This is a genomic window from Sinorhizobium sp. 8-89 (assembly GCF_030124325.1).
Classification (GTDB): Bacteria; Pseudomonadota; Alphaproteobacteria; order Rhizobiales; family Rhizobiaceae; genus Sinorhizobium.
Genome location: NZ_JASKLR010000017.1, coordinates 33,454 through 55,175, shown reverse-complemented (window position 1 = coordinate 55,175; position 21,722 = coordinate 33,454). Strand labels below are relative to the sequence as shown.

The following is a 21,722-nucleotide window of genomic DNA, read 5'->3' as shown; positions in this document are numbered from 1 at the left end:
CGACCTTAGCGCGTCTCAAAGAACGCGCGGCGCTGTAGACGCTGATCGTTTCGCAGTTCATTCACGGAGGAACAGCATGGCAGTAACGTCGCAGACGATGACGGACGAGCAGCGCAAATCGGTCGCGCTCGAATATCTGAAGGCCTTCGACAACGGCGGGGTGACGTCGACGGGCGGCTCGATCCTCGAACTCTTCGCCGAGGACGCGCAGGTCTACTTCCCGAAATGGGGCTTGGCGAACGGCAAAGAGCAGATCGGCAACCTGTTCGGCGATGTCGGCGCGACCCTCAAGTCGATCGTCCACCACTACTCGCACTTCAACTGGATCTTCTCCGGCTCCGATCTCGTGGTTTGCGAGGGCACAAGCCATGGCGAGCACCGCGACGGCCCGTGGCGCGCCGGCTTTCCGGAATGGCAGGCCGGGCGGTGGTGCGACGTGTTCGAGATCCGCGATTGGAAGATACAGCGCTGCTTCATCTACCTCGACCCCGACTACGCGGGCAAGGACACCGCCCGCTATCCGTGGCTGGAAAAATAGCCTGCTCCCTGCCCTCACCTGCAGAAGAGGGCAGTATCATTCAGGATGGCGCGGGCTCACGGCGCAGCCGAGGGCTCTGTGTTGGTTACCACCAGCGAAACCGGACTCGCCGGGGCAGCTGCGGGAGAGTTGCGACCTCCCGCAGATTTTCAGCCCTTGAATGCGCTGTTGATCGCGTCGAGCGCCGGCTTGCCATCCAACGTCGTCACGCCTTCCAGCCACGGTTCGATCACGCCTGGATTGGCCTTCAGCCAGTCGGTCGCGGCCGCCTTCGGATCCTTGCCGTCGTTCAGGATGCCGTTCATGATCTCGTTTTCCATATCCAGTGTGAAGCGAAGATTGGTGACGAATTTCGCGACGTTCGGGCACTCGGCGGCGTAACCCGCGCGAATGTTGGTATAGACCTCAGCGCCGCCGTAGTTCGGTCCGAAATAGGCGTCGCCGCCCGCGAGATAATCGATTTTGTACCTCGTGTTCATCGGATGCGGCGCCCATCCGAGAAAGGCGACCCACTGGTTAGCCTTGATCGCCCTTTCGACCTCGGCAAGCATGCCTTGCTCCGACGACTCGACGAGTTCCCAGTCCTTGAGGCCGAAATCACCCTTGTTGATCATGTCGAGGATCATGCGGTTACCGTTGTTGCCGGGCTCGATTCCATAAATCTTGCGGCCGAATCTGTCGGCGAATTTCTGGAGATCGGAAAAATCCTTGACGCCTGCGTCGGCGACGTATTTCGGCACGGCGAAGGTGTATTTGGCACCTGTGAGGTTCGGGCCGATGACCTCGATCGACTTGTCCTCGAGGAAAGGCTTGCGGTCGGCTTCCATGCTCGGTTGCCAGTCGCCGAGATAGACGTCGATATCCCTGTTCTTCATGCTGGTGTAGGTGACCGGTATCGACAGCAGCTTGCTCTCCGGCGCATAGCCGAGCGCTTCGAGAATTGCCGAGGCAGCGGCGGTCGTCGATGTGATGTCCGTCCAGCCGACATCGGAGAAACGTACGGCCTTGCAGCTATCGGGTTCGCCAGCGAAAGCGGCGCCCGTCGTCAAAAGCAGTCCTGTGGTCATTGCAGCAATATGTTTCAGCATTGTCCTGTTCCCTGTTTTTAGGTTTTGTCTGCACTGCGAAACTCACGTCAAAAGACCGAAAAGGCGGCTCACCAAAGTGCGCCGCCCGTAATCTGAATGTTCTCCATGGTGATGCCCCTTGCGCCCTCGCCGCACAGAAAGGCGGCAAGGGCGGCGATCTCGTCGGGCTGAATGATGCGGTTCTGCGGATTTTGCGCGGCGATGTCCGCCATCGCCTCCGTCATCGTCCGCCCCTTGCCCTCTCGTTCGACGACCTGCTGCACGTTGCGGCGCATCAGTTCCGTTTCCACCCAGGTCGGACTGATCATCACGCAGGTGACCCCGTGCGGCGCGCCTTCGAGCGCCACGGAGCGCGTGAGGCCGAGAAGCCCCGATTTCGAGGCGCAATAGGCGGGATTGTCTTTCCAGCCAACGGTGGCAGCCGTCGAGCCTATGTTGATGATCCGCCCCCACTTGCGCTCGATCATCTGCGGCAGCAGCTTTCGCATCATGCGGAAGGCGCCGTTGAGATTGGTGTCGATGATCTTCAGCCAGAGTTCGTCGGAATGGCCTGAGACCGGCTGCTCGGCCGTCGTGCCGGCAGCATTGACAAGAATGTCGACGGGACCACAGACCTCTTCCGCCGCACGCACGAAATCGTCGATCGCCCCGCTGTCGCGGACATCCAGATGGCCTGCGTAAACTGCCGTTCCGGAAGCGGCGAGCCGGTCCCGGACCTCGACGATCTCCTGCGGATCAGGATAAGCCGCCGCGTCGCCCTGCCGGCCCACCGCTTCGCGGACAAACGAGCCAACAGCGACATTGGCGCCCTCGGCGGCGAGCGCTTGCGCGATCGCCAGCCCCTGGCCCGTCAACCCGCCGGTAATGACCGCGCTGCGGCCCTTGAGCTTGCCTGTCATGCCACCTCCTTCAACGGCCTGCCGAGCCAGTCTCGATAAAAGCCTTCCAGATCCGGTTCGAAATCATGCACGATCGGATAGCCGGGTGCTGCCGCTTCCACCTCGTGCAGATGCGCGCAGTTCGGGCAGAAGAATTCGCGGATCTCCATCCAGCTCGGATCGGGAATATCGCTGTTCGGGTAGATTTCGCGCAGGCTTTCCTCCGTGTTGCGGACGTTGATCAGCGCCTTGAGCTTCCAGTTCTTGCGGTAATCTCCGAAGGAATGCCCGCATTCGCAGCGGGTGATCCGGCCCTCGGCGCTATCGCAGATGAAGAGGTGGTCGCCAACCGGCAGCAGGATCGGATCGCTCCACGAAACGCGATCCTGCAACACTGCGAGATACTTGAAGAAACGATCGTCGTCCTTGTAGGCGCTCATGATCCGCCGCGTCTGCGGCCAGGGTAGTGTGCCGTTGACGAGGTCGTTGATGACTTCCTTCGAATATCCAGTCATGGCTCATTTCTCCCCAGCAATGGCGAAATCGGAGGCGAGGCCCCAGAATTCTTTGAAATCCTTGGCAAAGCGCGGTGAGAGCTTCATCGCGCTGCGGTACATCTTGGCGACTTCCGGCGCGAAATCGGACGTCCTGACGCGCTCGCTTTCCTTGGCGATCCACTCGGATACCGGAATAGCCCTTTTCAGCCGCTCCTCGCGCATTTCGGCACGGCGCGCGACCGTCGCGTCGATATCGGCCTGGGGGTAGCCATCCGCATCCTCCTCGAGGATGATGCCGAATACCTTCCCGGCGGCTTCGCGCGTGAGAAAGCCGTTTTCGACATCCCATGCCGTCTTGATCGGATCTCGCTCGAGCACATCGCCGAAACCGCCGCCGCCATTATAGGCATGGCTGAAGATGTCGCCGGCCTTGTGCGGACGGGTGATATAGGGCCCTTCCTCCCACACCTGCTCGCCTTCGTAGGTGCGTTCGAAATCAGAGACCAGCGGATCGGTACCAGGCCCATGCGCGAGCGGCTGGCGGCGTTCGGCTCGCTCGAAGATGTCGGAGTTCCTGACAGCATGATGCTTCTCGCAGGTCGGCGCCGGATAGCCGCCGCACATGCCGCCATTGTCGAACACGCGCGAGGAATGCTCCGACGTCACGAGACGAAGGTGATCCGTCTTGTTGATGAGCCAAGTCGAGATGAAGGCACAACCGCCGCGATATTTGCCGGCCCCGCCGGAGTTCGGCACGATCGACCTGCCGATATAGACCATCGGCATATTCTGTTCCCAGATCTCGATATTGCCCATGTCGGATTCCGGGTTCCAGCCGACATAGGCCGTGTCGAGGCCGTCCTTGATCGCCAGCGCGCCGGAGCCGGCCGCAGCGCATTCGAAATGCGCCATGCCGAAGCCGCTGCCATATTGGCTGGTGCCGCCCATCTCGATCATCGGCGAATTGACCTGGCCGACAAAGGCTTCCTCGACGAAGCCTCGGGCGATGAAGCCGCGTGACAGCAGCCGCTGGAAAACGCCATAAGCCGGCAGCAACAATGCCCAGGACGTGGCGGTCGCCGCCATCTCGTTGTCGGGATTGGTCCAGGTGCCGTGCGGGATGTTGATTTCGGTCGCCATCCAGGCGCCGTCATTGACCAACCCCTCGAAGTTCATGTGCTGGGTGAGCGTCACGAACATGCCGCCGTCCATGCCGGCCGGCGTGCAGTTCATCGAGTGATAACCCCACGGCTGGGTGCCATCGAAATCGAGCCGGATCTTGCCCTCGCTGGTGATCTCCATCTCGATCGGGATGTTGTACAACCAGTTCGGATCGGCGAGCGGCTGGAAGCCGGGCTTGCCTTCAGTCACATGGCCGTAGAAGGTGTGGCCGCGGTAGATGCCGGGCACGGTGAGCTGTCGTGTGCGGGCAAGCTGGGCTCTCCGGCCCTCCTCGATATATTCCTTCGAAAGCTGCTGCCAATACCCGAGACCGATCTCGCCGATGAGCTGCTTTACGCTCTCGCGCATGTCGATGCAGGCCGCGACCTTGGCCTTCTCGTCCAGCACCCAATAGATCGGCATGCGCAAGTTGCGCTCGCAACGGATGACGTAATCGCGGCGGATCTCGTCATTCTCGCCGATCTTTTCGGCGCACACGAACAAGCCTTCGGTGAAGCGTTCCTGCGCAAGGCAAACATCGCCGCCGGGCGTGATGCCGCCGGACTCGAGCTCATGGCAGACCGCGCCCGCCCAGCCGACCAGCGTGCCCTCGAAGAAGATCGGCACGACATCCATGACGTCTGGCACCTGCACGGTGCCGATGAATGCATCGTTGTTGGCGAAGATGTCGCCGTCGCGGATGCCGGGATTCTGCTCGTACCCGTTCCTGATCATCCATTTGATGAAACGGCTCATCGTATGCACATGCACCATGATGCCATTCGAAAGTGCGATCGCGTCGCCTTCGGGCGTGTAGATCGCCACCACCATTTCGCCCACTTCGCGGACGCCTGGCGAGGCGGAGATGCGCCGGGCCATTTCACGAGCAGAGACGCAATAGGCGCGCAGCTTGGTGTGCAGCGTCTCAAACTTCAGCGGGTCCTCTTTGCGCAGACGAAGTTCGGTAATGCCGTCATAGCAGCCGGTCTCGCCCATCAGCCGCTCCGACTCGAGCAGCCGCTGCTGCAGGGAATTTGCCGTTCTGTCCAGCATAGTCATAACCTCCAGCTCAGGCGTGGTTGTAGTGAAGCAGCGTCCATTCATCGACGAAGACGCGATCGTTGGGATGCACGACGAGGGTCGTTGCCGGGTGCTCGATGATTGCCGGGCCGATCACCTCGTGTCCGGGCTGAAGCAGATCCATCTCGTAGAGATTGGCCTTGTGCCAGCGGCCGCCGATATAGGCGTCGCGAACGCCCTTGTGAGCCGATTGCGGATTGGAGGTTCCGAGCGGCCGCTTGGCGAGCACCGGCTTGATCTTGTCGGCCGTGGCAATGACGCCGAGCTCCATCAACGAAAAGCCCGCCTCGCCATATCGCGATACGCGATGATTGGCTTTGGCATAGACTTCTTCGAACTGCGCCAGCACCGTCCGCATGTCGTCGGCCGTCTCGATGCACGACAGCGGCGCGATAACCTCTACGTCCTCCAATTGACCGGTATAGCGGGCCATGAAGAAGGGGACCGTCTTGATCTTGTCGTGTCCGTGGCCGTCCGCGAGCATTTCGTCGACGGCGGCCTTTTCGAGGTCGCGCCACACACGCGTCACCTGCGCGCCCGCAGCAGCCAGCTGATCCTCGGATGCGCGTGCACCGATATCGATCTGGGTCGAGACCGAATGGCGGCGCATATAGTCGGCCGTCGTACAGCCGAAGGCGGAGAAGGCGGCAGCGAACTGAAACGTAATGATATCCTTGAAGCCGATGCCCCGCGAGCAGCCGGCAAGATGCAGTGGCCCCGAACCGCCATAGGAAAGCAGGGTGAATTCCGACGGGTGGATGCCCTGGCCCGAGATGACGCGACGCAGTGCGTTGTTGGCGTCCTGCTCCAGCATGTCGATCATGCCCTCGGCCGCTTCCTCGACCCCGACGCCGAGCACGTCGGCGCATTTTTCCTTGAAGGCTGCACGCGCCTTCTCGACCTGAAGCACCACCTTGCCGCCGAGGAAGTAATGCGGGTTCAGCCGGCCGAGGATTGCATCGCAATCAGCGATTGTCGGCTCGGTACCGCCTTTGGCAAAGCAGATCGGGCCGGGATCGGCACCGGCGCTTTCCGGCCCGAGCGAAACCTTCTTCGTCAGCGGGTCGACCTTCAGGATCATCCCCGCGCCCGCGCCGATCGTGTCGAGATGGAGCGTCGGCACGTTCAGCTTGAAGCGGTCCATCAGCGGCTCGTTTTCAATGCGGGTCTGGCCGCGCGAAATGACGCCCATGTCGAAGGATGTGCCGCCCATGTCCGAGCAGATGAGCGAATCGTTACCGATCAGCTTGCCGACATAGGCCGCGCCGAGAATGCCGCCGATCGGGCCGGAGATCATCGTCTCGTGCAGGCGCGGATGGTTGATCGAGGTGAGCCCGCCGAAGGAGAGCAGCGTCTGCACGCCATATTTGAAGCCGTATTTTTGAGAAGCCTCCTCGATGCCCTTGAGCTGCCGGCGCCCCCGTGAGGTCGCATAGGCCTCGATCAGCACAGAGTTCAGCCTCGATTGTTCCCGGATCACCGGGCGCACCTCATGGCTGGTATAGACGCTGATCTCGACGCCGGCGGCCTCGATCACCTCGCGGCAGATTTCGGCGATGCGCTTCTCGTGCACCGGATTGACGTGGCTAAAGATGGTCATGACGCAGATCGCGTCGACCTTGTCGCGGATCAGTGCACGGGCCGCCGCGATCACCTCCTGCTCGTAAAGCGGCAGGATGACGTCGCCGAAATGATCGATGCGCTCGGTCACGCCATGCGTTCGGCGGCGCGGCACCAGTGGATCAGGATGGGCATGGGTGACGGCATGCAGCCTGTCGGCATAGGAATAGTCGGCCCAGGCCTGCAGGCCGCGGCCCATCAGCACCATGTCCTCCATGCCCTTTGTGGTGATGAGGCCGAGCTTGCGGCCGGTGCGCGACAGAAGCGTGTTGAGCATGCCGGTGCCGGAATAGAGCACCACGTCGAGGCCCGAAAACAGGCTTTCAAGCGAGATGCCCCAAGCATCCGCTGCGTCCTGGGACGAGGCGATGAAGCCTTCAGCCTCGTTTCTCGGGGTGGTGGCGGCCTTGCCGATCTTGAAGTGTCCGTGCTGATCGACAAGGATGGTGTCGGTCATCGTGCCGCCCGCGTCAATGCCGATCACGATTGGGTTTTCCAAGGTTTCACCCTCCATGGCTCTGATGATGGAGGCAGCCTATTGGCGGTTTGGGAGGCGGGAAATAGGCCAAAAGGCACAATGACCGGCCGGGGGAAGAGTGCTAGACGACGACATGAACAGCAATGGATTCTGGAAAACCTTGGCCGATGCGATCGCTGCGACGGGCACGGACAGTCACGTCGATCGATTGATCGACATGATCGGATCGTCCGTGCCGCAGGATTTGGTGACGGTCGTGCGCTACTCCGTCACGCGCAAGCCAGAATTTATAAAACATCGCCGCTATTCAGACGAAATGGCCGGCCGCTATCTCGACACCTATTACGTCTTTGATCCCTTTTATGCCTATTGGCGACGTGAGCGGCGACCTGGGATCGTCCCGCTGAATAGCCTTGCGGATGACGAAGCCAAACGCGGCCGCTATATCGCAGAGTTCCTGGCGCAATCGGAAATCTGCGACGAGGTTGGCATTCTGCTGGAGGACGGCGGGGACTGGTGCCTTGGCATCTTTCTCGACCGCTCGACGAAAATGTATCGCGACGACGAGATCGAGACGCTTCGCAACCGCTTTACAGTCTTCGCCGCGCTGCATGAACTCGACACGCGCGCACAGGCGCCCGATTTCCGGCGCACCGATGTACCTGCCGTGCCGGGGGCAGCGCCGGTCAATGCCTCGCAGGCCTCAGCCGCTCTGTGGCCGGAGCTTTCCACACGCGAGCGTGAACTCGTCGAGTTGATCCTCAAAGGGCATCCGAATGCGACTATCGCCCGCAAGCTCGGCATTGCGGCGGGCACGGTGAAGAACCATCGCGCCAGGATCTACGAGAAGCTCGACATCACCACCGAACGCGAGCTCTTCCTCCAGGTGTTTCAGCAGTATCACATTCCGTGACGAGCGGACGTCACCGCAACTTGCGTGCCTCGCGCAAAAGCCGGTTGCGCAGGCGTCATGTCCTCAAGCTACGCATTTCATCCTACAACCACTCGAGAACTTGTCGTGTGTCGCGGTCCGTCCTTGTCCGGTTTGGCACCAGGATACGGTAGCAATGGCCGGGAATGGAAACGTCGGGCAGGACGTCTTCAAAAAGCGCGCTGGAGACCAGGTGCTGCGCGAGCACGTCGCTGAGCACGACGACCCCCTTGCCCGAGACGCCGGCGAGAGCTGCATGATGCTCGTCGTCATAGGAAATGACCTTGAGGGATCCGTGTTGCCCCAGAGCCGTTTCCCATGGATCGAGCGCAAGCTTCTCCAGACCGCGAGATCTCCAGTGATACGAGAGGACTGCCACGCTCCGGGTCTCGGCTTGGCGCACGAAGGTTCCGGGCGATGCGAAGGCCCTGAACCGCTCGCGCACCAGAAGTTGGCCCTCGCCGGAAGTATTGGGCGAATACCTTACGGCGGCGTCTATGCCTCGCGTTCGCTCAAGATCGATTGACGTGTGGCTGGCCTCGGTCCGCAGCGACAGGTTTGGGAACTGCGCCTGAAACTCGGAGATCCGGGGTGCCAGCCACAGGGCTGCAAAGGCCGGCGTTGTCGTCAATGTCACGCTGCGCGTTTCGCTGCTGATCCGGTCAATCGCGTTATCGAGCAGCGATACGGCGGCGCGAGCGGCCTCCAGAAGTTCCGCGCCCGCCTGCGTCAGCTCGACTTTCCTGTGCGAGCGCCGAAACAGGTCGACGCCCAGATCACCCTCAAGGCCGCGAACCCTGTGAGACACGGCAGTGGATGTCAAGCCAAGCTCGCCCGCAGCGTCCTTGAAACTGCCGAGCCGGGCTGCGGCCTCGAAGATCCGAATTGCAGAGAGAGAAGCTCGCACTGAGATGAGTTTCCTTCATTCGAGTGGGTGGATTTCTCGTTTTAAACATCGCCTTGGAAGCCGCATTTTGCACGAGAAAAATTCACCAAGGGAATAACTCGATGAAAACCCTTCTGCGCCTCGATGCAAGCGCCCGCCGCTCTCGGTCCCTCACCCGCACCCTGGGCGATACATTCGAACGGGAATGGAGAAGGCATCGTCCCGACGGCGTCTGGATCATTCGCGATCTGGCCGAACAACCGCCAGCCCATATCACGGAGCCGTGGATCGCCGCTGCCTTTACCCCGGTCGAGGCGCGCACGCCGGAGCAGCATCAGATCCTTGCCGCCTCCGATGACCTCATCGACGAGCTCGCCGCGGCCGACGTTCTGGTCGTCAACGTTCCGATGTACAACTACGGCATGCCCTCCGCCCTCAAGGCCTGGGTCGACAATGTGGTCCGCGTCGGCCGGACCTTCTCTTTCGACCTCGGTCGCGGCGACTTCCCCCTCCGGCCGATCATGTCCGGGAAGCAGATGGTGGTGCTGAGTTCTTCAGGTGAGTTTGGGTTCGAGCCGGCAGGTATCCGGGGCGATATGGATCAGCTCATCCCGCACCTGAGAACAGTGAAACACCATCTCGGCGTCTCGGATATGCATGTCGTCCGCGTCGAGTATCAGGAATTCGGCGATGCCCGGCACAAGCAATCCATGAGTGATGCCATCGCCTCGTCCAAGCGTTTGGCCGCAGCGGTGGCGCAGGCCATAGCCCCAGCGGCAGCAGCCGAATGACACCGGGCTCAACGAGGTTGCTCTCCCGACTGGCTTCGGGCGGAACACTCGTTGCGGGCAAGCCTTCTCCGGCTGCCCGATCCCGGTGTGGACGAGACAACATGCGATGCAAGGGGCGCCTACAGTTCGTCGATCGAATCCACCCGATCCGGATAGAACGCGACGTGGTCCTTGATTTCCCGTACCGCCGCATGGGGATTTTCATAGGTCCAGACGGCGTTTTTCGAGCGCTCGCCACCGCGCGTGATGCTGTAATAGGAAGCATCGCCCTTGTAGGGGCAGTGCGTCGAATGATCGGTGCGCGCAAGCAGCGACATGTCCACGTCCTTGCGGGGGATATACTGCACCGCCGGGTAGGACGCCTCGCGCAACGTCAGCGCATCGCGCGTGTCGGCGACGACGCGACCGTCAAGCTTGACGACGACGCGCGCCGGATTGTGATCGATGGTGATAGGATGATCGGGCCCGGGAATTCTGATCGACTTGTCTGACATGAGCGATCGCCTTCGAAGATTGGGACCACCCTTAGATAGGATCATGCCTCCCGCTTCCCAAGGGCGGCGGTTGTCCTCGATGCGCTTTTATGGACGGCGTGCTCAGGCGCGCTGGTACGATCTGCCAGAACCTTCCCGGCCGCGCGAGCGAAGATCGTATTCCGAGATGGCGAGCGCGCCGCGGATCGCTGCGTCGGCAGGGGCCGGCGCAAGATTCACGCCAAAGGCCTTGGACACGGCCTCGTAAACCTCGACCAGGCCGTCATCGCCAACGACCGCGATCGTGTCGCCCTCGTTGAACCAGCCCCCGGCACGCGCCTCGGCGAATTCCCACCCGACGATCAAACCGGACAGCCGGCTTTTCATCTCCTCGGGCGTGATCTTGCCAGCGAGCCAGCCGGTGCGCACGGCAAAGAGCCGGGTCAACAGGCCGCCGGCCCTTCCGCTTTCGTCGCGGGCAAGCGCTACGCCTTCGGCGAAAGCCGCGCTGGCGTGGTCGCCTTCCGCCGTCGCGACCTTCGCCAGGAAGGAATGGTTCGCAAGCGTGTTGAAGATCTCGCCGGTAACGAAAGTGCGGAATCGCTCGATGCGGCCGTGGCGGATCTCGGCCCATTTGGAATGGGTGCCGGGAAGAACGACGACGATGTCCTGTTCCAGCCCGAAGCCCACAAGCTGGGTCTCCTCGCCGCGCATGACGTCGGGAAACGGAAAGGCCGACGGATCGGTCAGCCCCGGAAGGAACATGAGCCGGTCTCCTTCGGGAAGTTCGATGGTGCGGCTGGCCGCAGCGAAATCCGCGGCCGTCGCCGGCGTCGGCACATAAGGCATCTCGAGCCAGCCATTGCGGCTGCCGATCATTCCTGCCGCGACGATCGCGAGTGGGCCATGCTCATTGCGCCAGGCTGCGAGAGCGTCCGAAAGCACGCGCCCATGCTCGCCCTTCGGCACGGACTGGATACCCTGCGCGCCTTTCTTCGCATCGACGAGCGAACCCTCTGGATCCACCAGAAAGGCGTGGAAGCCGCTGGTGCCCCAATCGAGCACGACTGTGACTGAATTTCTGGAAGCGCTGGACAAGTCAGGTCTCCTTCCCATCGCGGTGCGTGATTGACATCACCTACCATTCTCGCTTATGGTCCACAACATAAAACATAAGTCTCATGATATGGACCTAGCGATGCTTCTGACGGGGATACTTCCGGTGCTTCCGACCCCCTTTGCGGATGCCGGCGTCGATTTCGACGCGATGCGTCGGGTCGTCCGCTTCGCGGTCGATGCCGGGGTCGACGGAGTCGTCTTCCCTGGATTTGCCAGCGAAGTGGAGACGCTTAGCGTCGAGGAGCGCGCAGCATTGCTTGAACTCGTGGTCGCTGAGGTCGACGGGCGCGTGCCGATCGTGGCGGGCGCGAGCGCACCGAGCGTGGAAGAGGTCGTCAATTACGGCAGGCACGCGCTTGCCTTGGGAGTCACGCGCCTGATGGTGCAGCCGCCGAAGTCGATCGGCGCCGGCGCGGGCGCGGTGGCATCGTTTCTCGCCGCAGTGGTGGCCGAGTTGCCGGGCGCTGAAATCATTCTTCAAAACGCGCCTGCGCCGCGCGGCTCCGATCTGTCGCCTGAGGCGGTGCTGGAGGTCGTCCGTCAGGTCGCAGCGGTCCGCTACGTGAAAGAGGAGACGCTGCCCGCAGGCCCGGCAATCACGGCGATCCTCGCCGATGCGCCCGAACATCTGCTGGGCGTGATCGGCGGCGGCGGCGCCCGCTACATCCTGGACGAGTACGATCGCGGAGCATGCGCCGCAATGCCGGCGCTGGAGATAGCCGATTTGCATGTTGCCCTCGACCGGGATTACCGCGCCGGACGTAGAAGCGAAGCGAGGGCGCTCTACGTTAAATCATTGCCTTTGTTGGTTTTGCAGGCCGTCTACCGCATGCGCCTCACCAAGCATGTGCTGGGGCTCCGCGGCGTCTTGGACAATCGCGCCGTGCGCGCGCCCACGCCCGAGCTCGATGCGCTGGCGGTGCGGGACATCGAAAGCTGCTTTGCCGAATGTGGGCTACAATCTCTGGTGTCGGCACCGATCGCAGGGGGATTTGGCGCATGAGTGACCGCGTCAAGAAGATCGAGACGTTCACGCTGACCCTGCCGCGCGAGAGGCCCTATCTCGGAAAGCCGCGTCGGGGCGAGGAAGCGAGCCCGCGCGGTTATCTGGTGCGCAAGGGCAATCGCACGGTCTATCCGACGTTCGATCGCAGCGTGCTCGTCCGGATCGAAACAGTGAACGGTGCCGTTGGCTGGGGTGAAACCTATGGACTGGTCGCTCCGCGTGCGACCATGGAGATCATCGATGATCTTCTGGCCGACTTCACTATCGGCCGCGATCCGTTCGATGCCGCGGCGATACACGACGACCTCTACGACCTGATGCGCGTGCGCGGCTACACGGGTGGTTTCTATGTCGACGCCCTGGCTGCGATCGACATCGCACTGTGGGACCTCGCCGGCAAACTCGCCGGTCTGCCCATCTGCAAGCTGCTTGGCGGGCAGCGCCGCGACCGGATAGCCGCCTATGTCTCCGGCTTGCCGGAAGATACGCGCGCCAAGCGGGCCGAACTCGCCGCCCACTGGCAAGCCAAGGGCTTCTCTTCCTTCAAATTTGCCTCTCCCGTTGCCGACGACGGCGTCGCGACGGAGATCGAAACGCTGCGCGAAAGGCTGGGCGCCGAAGCACGCATCGCCTGCGACATGCATTGGGCGCAAACCGCAAGCGAAGCAATCACGCTCATCAAGGCGATGGAGCCGCATGGGCTGTGGTTCGCGGAGGCGCCTGTGCGCACCGAAGATCTCGACGGCTTGGCGCGGGTGGCGGCCGGCGTGTCGACCGCGATTGCGGTCGGGGAGGAATGGCGCACGGTCTACGACATGGTGCCGCGCGTCGCCCGAGGTGCGGTTGCGATCGTGCAGCCGGAAATGGGGCACAAGGGCATCACGCAATTCATGCGCATCGGCGAATATGCCCAGGCACACCACATCAAGATCATCCCGCATGCAACGATCGGCTCCGGCATTTTCATGGCGGCAAGCCTGCAGGCGAGTGCGGCGCTCGCCAATGTCGACTGCCACGAGTTCCAGCATTCGATTTTCGAACCCAACCGCCGGCTTCTCGACGGCGACATGGATTGCGCCGCGGGCGAGTACGTCCTGCCGACGGGACCCGGCCTCGGCGTCGAGCCGTCCAGGGAGGCTCGCGGACTGCTCAAGAAGTACTGAACACGGATACTTTGCGGAGGAGTGGAGGAGTGGAGGAGAACATGAAAACCATAGGAAAACGGATCGCCGCGTCTGCGGTTGCCGCGATGCTCGTCGGCGCCGCCTTGCCCACCTCGGCCGGCGCGGAAGTGCTCAAATTCGTCTCCTGGCAGAAGGACGAGAAGGGCGTCGGCGATTGGTGGGCCTCGGTGATCAAGGAGTGGGAAGCAAAGCACCCCGGCGATACCATCGAATGGACCAAGGTCGAACGCAGCGCCTATGCCGACACCATGACGACGCTGTTTGCCGGCGGCACTCCGCCCGACATCGTCCACCTGGCCTCGTTCGAGTTCCAGGCCTTCGCCAACAATGGCTGGCTGGAGGATCTTGGTCCCTGGGTCGAAAAGGCGGGACTCGATCTCAACGGCTGGAGCGGCCAGGACATCTGCAAGTTCCAGGAGACGACCGTCTGCATCATGATGCTCTATTACGGCACGATCTTCGGCTACAACGAGGAGATCCTGAAACAGGCGGGTGTCGCCGTTCCCAAGACCTACGCGGAGTTCCTCGCAGCCGCCAAAGCGACGACCAAGGACCTGAACGGCGACGGTATTGTCGACCAATTCGGAACCGGCCACGAAACCAAGGGCGGCGGCGGCCAATATATCGCGGAAATGGCGAGCTATCTGTTCGATGCCGGCGCGCGCTTCACGAATGCTGAAGGCGAGGTAACGATCGACACGCCCGAGATGGTCGAGGGCCTGACGCGCTGGAAGACGATCGTCAAGGAAAACCTGACGCCGCGCGACCTTTCGGCGGGTGAAGTCCGCAAGCTCTTCGCCGATGGCAAGATCGCGTTGAAGGTCGACGGTCCGTGGATCTATTCCATCATGCAGCAGGGGGCGGCCAAGGACAAATTGAAGCTGGCGAGCGTCCCCTTCGACCCGCCGCTCGGCGGCTCGTCGAACGTGCTCGCGATGCCGAGCGAGATTTCGGACGAGAAGAAGCAACTGGTCTGGGACTTCATCGCCATCGCCGCCTCGGAGAAATTCCAGACCAGCTTTGCGACGCTGGCTGCCTCCACGCCTCCGAGTCCGCGCGCGGACCTGACCGATGCCAAGGCGAAAATCCCGCATTTCGATCTCATGGTGGAATCGCAAAAGGCGGCGGCAGAGCACAAGATCGACCGCATTCCGATCGGCTTCGAGGTTCAGTTCAACGAATTCTCTAAAATGATCCAGGAAGAAGTGCAGCGGATGATCATCGAGGACCTCGATCCGGCGACCGTCGCCAAGACAATGCACGAAAAGGCAGAGGCGCTTCAATAGAACGCTTTGCCGACCAATGAAGAGTCCCGGGCGCTCGCATGGGAGCGCCCGTCCTTTTAAATCCTGAAGGCAGAGACATGAGCCTACGCTTCCTCGATCTGGCACGCCCAAGCCGACAGCACTGGCTGGGCTACCTGCTGCTGCTACCGGCCGTCGCGTTGGTGGCTCTGATCATCGTCTATCCGCTCTTCGTGTCGCTTGACCTGTCGTTTCAGAAGATCGGCATGGCCACGCTCAACGCGCCGCGCAGGCCCTTCACCCTGGAGAACTACGGCAAGCTTTTCACATCGCCGGATTTCTGGAACGCCTGCTGGGTAACAATCAAACTCGTGGTGGTCGTCAGCGCCGCCTGCTTTGCCGTCGGTCTCGGCACGGCTCTTCTGGTCAACAACCGCTTCAAGGGGCGGACACTCGCACGGCTTTTCGTCGCCCTGCCCTGGGCTGTTCCGGAAGTGATTGCCGTCGTCATCTTCGCCTGGATTTTCGATTCTTCCTTCGGCCTCATGAACTGGCTCTTCATCAAGGTCGGGATTACGAGCCAGATGATCAACTGGTTCTCCGAACCAACCGCCGCCTTCTGGGTGGTGGCAATAACCATGATCTGGAAGGGCTATCCCTTCGTTTCGATCATGACACTTGCGGGCCTGCAATCTATCCCGGAGGACTTCTACAATGCCGCCAAGGTCGATGGCGCCAGTGCGTTGCAGCGCTTCCGATACATCACGATCCCCGTGCTGATGCCCGTGCTCGGCGTGACGTTGGTGCTCGTCATCCTTTGGGTGTTCCGCGATTTTTCGATCATCAAGGTGCTGACCGACGGCGGACCGCTGAAGGCGACCCAGACACTGTCCATCATGACCTACGATCAGGCCTTCGGCTTCTTCAACATGGGCTACGCCTCTGCGATCGGCATCGTGACGCTCGTCCTGTGCGTCGTCGCCAGCCTTCTGATGCTCGGCCGCAAGTCCCAGGCGATGTACTAGGAGGCTCAAAACGATGGAACGTACCGGCTCTCAATCCTTCGCGCTCTATGTGGGCCTCGCGGTCGTCTGCGGCATCCTGCTCTTCCCGATCTATTGGCTGTTCGTCACCGCGCTCTCGACGCTCGCCGAGATCCGCCAGCTGCCGCCGTCCTTCTGGCCGGCGGAGCCGCAATGGAGCACCTTTACCAAGGTCGCCTCCGAGCGACCAATCCTGCTGTGGCTGTGGAACTCGACCCTTGCAGCGATCGGCTCGGTCGGCCTGTCGATGATCGTTTCGGTCTTCGCCGGCTACAGCCTCTCGCGCTTCAGCCTCAGGGGCGGGCGGTCGCTCGGCCTGTTCATCCTGACCGCCAAGATGCTGCCGGCAACGCTGCTGGTCATCCCGCTCTTCGGCATCTTCCGCTCGATCGGGCTGATCGGCAGCCTCTGGTCGCTCGTTCTCGCCCACGCGACGCTGATCATCCCCTTCACCACCTGGATGCTGAAGGGCTATTTCGACACGATCCCGCGCGAGCTCGAGCAGGCCGCCATGGTCGACGGTTGCTCTCCGCTCGGCGCCATGTTCCGGGTCGTGCTGCCGGTCGCCACCCCGGGGCTCGCAGCGACGGCCCTCTATGCCTTCGTGCTCTCCTGGGCGGACTATGCCTATGCCCGCACCTTCCTCACCAACGCACAGGGCAGTTGGACGGCCAATCTCGGCATCACCACGATGAAGGGAGAGTACGTCACCGACTGGAACGAGATCTCGGCCGCTGCCGTGTTCATCGCGCTCCCGATCCTCGTCATCTACCTGTTCCTGGAACGCTATTTGGTCGGCGGCCTCACAGCCGGCGCGGAGAAGTGAAATGGCCGGCATAAGCATTCAAAACGTCTACAAGAACTACGGCGCGCTGAACGTCCTCAAAGAGTTTTCACTGGAGATCGCAGACGGCGAGTTCGTGGTCCTCGTCGGCCCCTCGGGCTGCGGGAAATCGACGATGCTGAAGATCCTCGCGGGGCTTGAACCGGCAAGCGGCGGCAAGATCCTGATCGGCGACAAGGATGTTACCGACCTCGCCCCGGGTGACCGCGACATCGCCATGGTCTTCCAGAACTATGCTCTTTATCCGCACCTGACCGTCGGGCAGAACATCGGTTTCGGCCTGAAGATGCGGGGCACCCCGAAAGCGGAGATCGACAAGCGCGTTCGCGAGGTGGCAAAAATCCTCGCTGTCGACCATCTGCTTGAGCGCCGCCCAAAGGCGCTGTCGGGCGGGCAGCGCCAGCGCGTCGCACTCGGGCGCGCCATCGTGCGCGAACCGCGCGCCTTCCTGATGGACGAGCCGCTCTCCAATCTCGACGCCAAGCTGCGTGTCCATACCCGCGCGGAGATCAGTGCGCTTCACAAGCGCATCGGCGTCACCACGGTCTACGTCACCCATGACCAGATCGAGGCGATGACAATGGCCGACCGCGTCGTCATCATGCGCGACGGCGTCATTCAGCAGATCGCCGATCCCGATACGCTGTTTGCGAGACCAGCCAACCTCTTTGTCGCCGGTTTCATCGGCTCGCCGGGCATGAACTTCCTGCGTGCCAGGGTGGAAGGCGGCAGGCTGACTCTCTTCGGCCAGACCTTCGACGCCCCTGCGGGCGTTGGTGCCGGCGAGGTCATCGTCGGCATCCGGCCCGAACACCTCGCGCTCGGTCAGGGCAACATCACATTCACCGTGAAGCCGACGCTGGTCGAAAGCCTTGGCTCGGAGAAATATGTCTACTTCGAGCCCGGCGCACATGCCTATGCGGCTTCGCGCGACGAAGAGCGCGGCAAGGGTTTGATCGCCCGCATCGCGCATGCCGGACCCATCCGCGAAGGGAAAGAGCTTTTGCTCTCCTTCGACGCCTCCGAGATCCATCTCTTTGACGCAGAGACAGAAAAGGCAATGAACTGACATGAAGGTGCTTGTAACCGGTTCCGCCGGCAGGATCGGCTCCTTTGTCGCCCGGCAACTGCTCGCTTCAGGACACCAGGTGCGGGGCTTCGACCTGCGCTCGGCCGGTCTGGAAGACGCAGCCTTCGAGGAGGTCGTCGGCGCTTTCGACGACCGCGAGGCGGCAAGCCGTGCCTGCGAGGGCGTCGACGCCGTTCTCCATCTCGGCGCCTTCATATCGTGGCTTCCGGCTGACCGCGACACGCTCTTCCGCGCCAATGTCGAGGGCACGCAGATCGTGCTCGAGGCAGCAGCCGACGCGAAGGTCGGGCGCTTCGTCTTCGCGAGTTCGGGCGAGGTCTATCCGGAGAACAAGCCGGAGTTCCAGCCGATCACCGAGGACCACCCGACGAAGCCGCTCTCGCCCTATGGCATGACCAAGCTCATTGGCGAGGAACTGGTGACGTTCCAGGGGCGCGTATCGCCGATGGAGACGGTGATCCTGCGCTTCTCGCACACTCAGAGCGCCAGCGAACTGCTCGATCCGGACAGCTTTTTCTCCGGTCCGCGCTTCTTCCTGCGTCCGAAAATCAAGCAGCAGGAAGGCTTCGGAAACCAGGCCGCGGCCGACCTCTTGAGAGCGGCCGATCCCGGGCAGCCGGCGCTCGTGCTCACACGCAACGAGGACGGTCGGCCGTTCCGGATGCACATCACAGACACCCGCGACATGGCCAAGGGCGTGCTCATCGCACTCACCCATCCGAAAGCGGCCGGCGGCGTCTTCAATCTGGGGGCAACCGATCCTGTTGACTTCGCAGACGTCCTGCCCGTAATGGCCGAGAAGACCGGGCTGCCGCTTGTGACGGTTGATCTTCCCGGCGCCGGTGTGTGGTATCACACTTCCAATCAGCGCATGCGCGAAATGCTCGGCTTCGAGCCGGAATGGCCGATCATGCGCATGCTAGACGAGGCGGTAGAGGCATGGAAGAGAAGGCAGGCATAGGCGGGCTCGAAGACCGTGGAGCCCCCGCCGGTGCGGCAGCGCTCGCCAAGGGACTCGCCCTTCTCGACCTCATCGCCGAATCGGCGAAGCCGTTGCGCTTCGCCGACCTGCAAAAGGCGAGTGGAGTACCCAAGCCCACGCTGGCGCGCATGCTCAAGACGCTGATGGTCTACCGTCTGGTCCGCCAGGATGAAGCAAGCGGCGCGTATCTGCTTGGCCACCGTTTCCTCGAGTTGTCGCATCGGGTGTGGGATAAATTCGACCTCGTCAGCGCTGCCATCCCGGAACTCGAACGCCTCTCGGTCGAACTCGGCGAGACAGTGGCGCTTTGCCGATTGGACGGTCAACGCGTCGTCTATCTGGAAGAGCGGTCGAGCGACGGGCTCGGCGTGCTGATCGACGTCGGCCGCCGCGTGCCCATACACTGCACGGCCGCCGGCAAGGCGCTGCTCGCCTTTCAGGAACCTTCCTTCGCCCGCGCATTGACGAGCCGGATCGTCTATGACCGCTTTACGCCGCAAACGATCACCGATCCGCAGGCGTTGGAGGCCGATCTGCTCCTGACGCGCGCCCGTGGCTATGCCGTTTCCTATGAAGAGCATCTGACCGGTGTGAACTCCGTCGCCGCTCCCATCGCCGGACGCGACGGTGTTCCGCTCGGCGTTCTGGTGGTGCTGGGGCCGGCTTCCCGCCTCGACAATTCCGCCATTCATCCGGTCGGCCGCGAGCTGATGGCAGCCGCGCGGCGCATCACCGGCTCGGTCGGCGCTGTGGCGATCAGCTCCGGTCCGCGGCCCCGCGCGCGGTCCGGCGGCTTCAGCGGCGTGCATTGCGTGCTGCCCTGGGGCGCGCAGCTCGGCGAAGCGCCCGCATGGGTCGAGAGGGAGAGGCGGCTCTACTGGGTCGATATCCTGCACCCGGCCATCCATCGCTTCGACCCGATTTCCGGCAAGAACGAGAGCTGTAACGTCTCCAAGCTTGTCAGCGCCGTTCTACCGACGCGTGATGGCGGACTGCTCGTGGCATCGCAGGACGGCATCGAGCGCTTCGATTTCGATCACGGTCTCTTTACCCCCTTCGCAGAGCCGGAGCCCGGTCTGCCGGAGAACCGTCTGAACGATGCCAAGATCGATCCGAGCGGCCGGCTTTGGGTCGGCTCGATGCGGCTCGACGTGAGCCGCCCCAGCGGCAGTCTCTACCGCCTCACGGGCGCGGGCGACGTTGTCCGCGCCGATAGCGGCTTCACTGTCGCCAACGGGCTCGCCTGGAGTCCCGACGGCGGCACATTCTATTTTGTCGATACCGTTCCGGGCATCGTCTACGCCTATGACTTCGGCGCGCGAGAAGGGCTTATCTCCAACCGTCGCGTCTTCGTGAGCGTACCTGAGTCCGAAGGCCGTCCGGACGGGCTTGCCGTCGATGCGGACGGCGGCGTCTGGTGTGCCATATGGGACGGTTGGCGCGTGAACCGCTACTTGCCGGACGGCCGGCTCGACCGCGCCATCGACCTGCCGATTCCGCGTCCTACCAGCGTGGCCTTCGGCGGCCATAATCTGGCAACCCTGTTCGTCACCAGCGCCCGCACGCGACTGCCCGCCTCGACCCTGGCCGAGGCCCCCCTTTCGGGTGGAATTTTCGCCTGCGAACCCGGCGAGCGCGGCCTGCCCACCAATCCGTTCGCCGGATGAGGAGATCTCGTGACGAAATATCTGGACATCTTCTCGTTGAAGGGCCGCACGGCTCTGGTGACGGGGTCGAGCCGCGGCATCGGCGCGTCGATGGCCCGGGGGTTTGCCGCCTATGGGGCGCGGGTGGTTCTGCACGGCCAAAGGTCTGGGGCGACAGATGAGGTCGAGCAGGCGATCCGCGCAGCCGGAGGCCATGCTGTTTCGATCCACGGGGAATTATCGCCGGCGGGCGCCGGCCGGGAGATTGTCGCCGAGGCGGTAGCAGCCGCCGGTCCCTTGGACATACTGGTCGTCAATGCATCTGCCCAAATCAACGGAACATTCGACGACGTCACGATCGAGGACTTCGCGACACAGATCGACGTCAATCTGCGCTCGACGGTCGAGATGCTGCAGGCCGTGCTGCCGGGTATGGCCGAACGCGGCTGGGGTCGCGTCGTCAACATCGGCAGCATCAACCAGCTGCGACCGAAGTCGATCGTCTCGATTTACGCGGCGACGAAAGCTGCTCAGCACAATCTGATCCAGAGTCTTGCCCGCGACTACGCGGCTCGCGGGGTCTTGCTCAACACGCTTGCCCCCGGTCTCGTCGATACCGACCGCAACGCCGCCCGTCGCGACAGCGACCCCGAGGGCTGGGCGAATTATGTCCGTACACTCAACTGGATGGGCCGCGCCGGCACCCCCGATGAAATGGTGGGCGCCGCGCTCTTCCTTGCCTCGGATGCCTGCAGCTTCATGACTGGCGAGGCCGTCTTCGTGTCGGGTGGCTACTAGGCAACAGCCGACCATGCCTGCAGCCCGCAGACTCAAGCCCAACAGTGTTGAAGCGACACCCCGATATCAGTTGACATTCTCATCTGCGAATGAGAACATATAGTGAACAAATCGGAGGCCGCCATGACCCGTGCGGAGGAAGTAATCGAGCGAGCTATGGCTGCCGTCGCCGCAGCGCGACGTCAGCGAGAACGCCATCAAGAGCGACGGAAACAGATCTTCGGGCGAATTCAATTAAGCGGTCCGCTGCCTGCGCTGAAACGCGGCGGGGTGCAGCTTTCGTTGCGACTGGACAGCCCGGATCAACGATAACGCCCCGCGCGGCTGTGCCCCGTCTCCCTAGGC

The 21,722-nt window shown here is 62.5% G+C and carries 21 protein-coding genes; 13 read left to right on the top strand and 8 right to left on the bottom strand.

Going from position 1 to position 21,722, the window contains the following annotated elements:
- Positions 1 to 76: 76 nt before the first annotated feature.
- Positions 77 to 538, top strand: coding sequence for a nuclear transport factor 2 family protein (locus tag QN219_RS24750; protein WP_284002727.1), 462 nt, complete (start codon positions 77 to 79; stop codon positions 536 to 538).
- A gap of 149 nt (positions 539 to 687) precedes the next feature.
- On the opposite strand, the gene QN219_RS24745 is transcribed toward QN219_RS24750, so the two are convergent.
- The 5 genes from QN219_RS24745 to QN219_RS24725 form a co-directional block, all read right to left on the bottom strand.
- Positions 688 to 1,626, bottom strand: coding sequence for a choline ABC transporter substrate-binding protein (locus QN219_RS24745; protein ID WP_284002726.1), 939 nt, complete (start codon positions 1,624 to 1,626; stop codon positions 688 to 690).
- Positions 1,627 to 1,694: 68 nt separating this feature from the next.
- Complete coding sequence (locus tag QN219_RS24740; protein WP_284002725.1) at positions 1,695 to 2,525, bottom strand: SDR family NAD(P)-dependent oxidoreductase; 831 nt, start codon at positions 2,523 to 2,525, stop codon at positions 1,695 to 1,697.
- On the bottom strand, positions 2,522 to 3,019 hold the full coding sequence (locus tag QN219_RS24735) for an acetone carboxylase subunit gamma (protein ID WP_284002724.1): 498 nt from the start codon (positions 3,017 to 3,019) through the stop codon (positions 2,522 to 2,524). The genes QN219_RS24740 and QN219_RS24735 overlap by 4 nt, the downstream gene beginning before the upstream one ends.
- A 3-nt stretch (positions 3,020 to 3,022) precedes the next feature.
- Positions 3,023 to 5,215: a hydantoinase B/oxoprolinase family protein gene (locus QN219_RS24730; protein ID WP_284002723.1), complete on the bottom strand. Its 2,193-nt coding sequence runs from the start codon at positions 5,213 to 5,215 to the stop codon at positions 3,023 to 3,025.
- A gap of 16 nt (positions 5,216 to 5,231) precedes the next feature.
- Positions 5,232 to 7,361 (bottom strand): hydantoinase/oxoprolinase family protein, encoded by a 2,130-nt coding sequence (locus QN219_RS24725; RefSeq protein ID WP_284002722.1) that lies wholly within the window; start codon positions 7,359 to 7,361, stop codon positions 5,232 to 5,234.
- Between the two features lie 112 nt (positions 7,362 to 7,473).
- Between QN219_RS24725 and QN219_RS24720 the strand changes: the two genes are divergently transcribed.
- Positions 7,474 to 8,253 carry a helix-turn-helix transcriptional regulator gene (locus QN219_RS24720; RefSeq protein ID WP_284002721.1) on the top strand — a complete coding sequence of 260 codons (780 nt, stop codon included), beginning with the start codon at positions 7,474 to 7,476 and terminating at the stop codon, positions 8,251 to 8,253.
- 82 nt (positions 8,254 to 8,335) lie between these two features.
- Here QN219_RS24720 and QN219_RS24715 read toward each other — a convergent pair whose 3' ends face one another.
- Entirely contained in the window at positions 8,336 to 9,178 is an 843-nt protein-coding gene (locus QN219_RS24715; RefSeq protein WP_284002720.1) for a LysR family transcriptional regulator, read from the bottom strand.
- 23 nt (positions 9,179 to 9,201) lie between these two features.
- Here QN219_RS24715 and QN219_RS24710 point away from each other — a divergent pair, with 23 nt between their 5' ends.
- Positions 9,202 to 9,948, top strand: a complete 747-nt coding sequence (locus tag QN219_RS24710) for an NAD(P)H-dependent oxidoreductase (RefSeq protein ID WP_284002718.1) — start codon at positions 9,202 to 9,204, stop codon at positions 9,946 to 9,948.
- 119 nt (positions 9,949 to 10,067) lie between these two features.
- Here the strand turns inward: QN219_RS24710 and QN219_RS24705 are convergent, their stop codons facing one another.
- Together QN219_RS24705 and QN219_RS24700 are read right to left on the bottom strand one after the other, a co-directional pair.
- Positions 10,068 to 10,442 carry a DUF427 domain-containing protein gene (locus QN219_RS24705; protein ID WP_284002716.1) on the bottom strand — a complete coding sequence of 125 codons (375 nt, stop codon included), beginning with the start codon at positions 10,440 to 10,442 and terminating at the stop codon, positions 10,068 to 10,070.
- Positions 10,443 to 10,544: 102 nt separating this feature from the next.
- Positions 10,545 to 11,519 (bottom strand): 2-dehydro-3-deoxygalactonokinase, encoded by a 975-nt coding sequence (locus tag QN219_RS24700; protein WP_284002715.1) that lies wholly within the window; start codon positions 11,517 to 11,519, stop codon positions 10,545 to 10,547.
- An 88-nt stretch (positions 11,520 to 11,607) separates the two neighbouring features.
- On the opposite strand from QN219_RS24700, the gene QN219_RS24695 reads away from it, so the two are divergent.
- The 10 genes from QN219_RS24695 to QN219_RS24650 all read left to right on the top strand — a co-directional run bounded on the left by QN219_RS24695 (position 11,608) and on the right by QN219_RS24650 (position 21,689).
- On the top strand, positions 11,608 to 12,543 hold the full coding sequence (locus QN219_RS24695) for a dihydrodipicolinate synthase family protein (RefSeq protein ID WP_284002714.1): 936 nt from the start codon (positions 11,608 to 11,610) through the stop codon (positions 12,541 to 12,543).
- Complete coding sequence (locus QN219_RS24690) at positions 12,540 to 13,709, top strand: mandelate racemase/muconate lactonizing enzyme family protein (protein ID WP_284002713.1); 1,170 nt, start codon at positions 12,540 to 12,542, stop codon at positions 13,707 to 13,709. The genes QN219_RS24695 and QN219_RS24690 overlap by 4 nt, the downstream gene beginning before the upstream one ends.
- A 41-nt stretch (positions 13,710 to 13,750) precedes the next feature.
- The gene (locus QN219_RS24685) at positions 13,751 to 15,016 is read left to right on the top strand and encodes a sugar ABC transporter substrate-binding protein (protein WP_284002711.1); all 1,266 of its coding nucleotides are present in this window, start codon (positions 13,751 to 13,753) and stop codon (positions 15,014 to 15,016) included.
- Between the two features lie 77 nt (positions 15,017 to 15,093).
- Positions 15,094 to 15,999, top strand: coding sequence for a sugar ABC transporter permease (locus QN219_RS24680; RefSeq protein ID WP_284002709.1), 906 nt, complete (start codon positions 15,094 to 15,096; stop codon positions 15,997 to 15,999).
- A gap of 13 nt (positions 16,000 to 16,012) precedes the next feature.
- Complete coding sequence (locus QN219_RS24675; RefSeq protein WP_284002708.1) at positions 16,013 to 16,843, top strand: carbohydrate ABC transporter permease; 831 nt, start codon at positions 16,013 to 16,015, stop codon at positions 16,841 to 16,843.
- A gap of 1 nt (position 16,844) precedes the next feature.
- Positions 16,845 to 17,930 (top strand): ABC transporter ATP-binding protein, encoded by a 1,086-nt coding sequence (locus tag QN219_RS24670; protein WP_284002707.1) that lies wholly within the window; start codon positions 16,845 to 16,847, stop codon positions 17,928 to 17,930.
- Position 17,931: 1 nt separating this feature from the next.
- On the top strand, positions 17,932 to 18,912 hold the full coding sequence (locus tag QN219_RS24665) for an NAD(P)-dependent oxidoreductase (protein WP_284002706.1): 981 nt from the start codon (positions 17,932 to 17,934) through the stop codon (positions 18,910 to 18,912).
- Positions 18,891 to 20,600, top strand: coding sequence for an SMP-30/gluconolactonase/LRE family protein (locus QN219_RS24660; RefSeq protein ID WP_284002704.1), 1,710 nt, complete (start codon positions 18,891 to 18,893; stop codon positions 20,598 to 20,600). Before QN219_RS24665 ends, QN219_RS24660 begins: the two co-directional genes overlap by 22 nt.
- A 9-nt stretch (positions 20,601 to 20,609) precedes the next feature.
- Complete coding sequence (locus QN219_RS24655; protein WP_284002702.1) at positions 20,610 to 21,377, top strand: SDR family oxidoreductase; 768 nt, start codon at positions 20,610 to 20,612, stop codon at positions 21,375 to 21,377.
- A 123-nt stretch (positions 21,378 to 21,500) separates the two neighbouring features.
- Entirely contained in the window at positions 21,501 to 21,689 is a 189-nt protein-coding gene (locus tag QN219_RS24650; RefSeq protein ID WP_246299684.1) for a hypothetical protein, read from the top strand.
- Positions 21,690 to 21,722 lie beyond the last annotated feature (33 nt).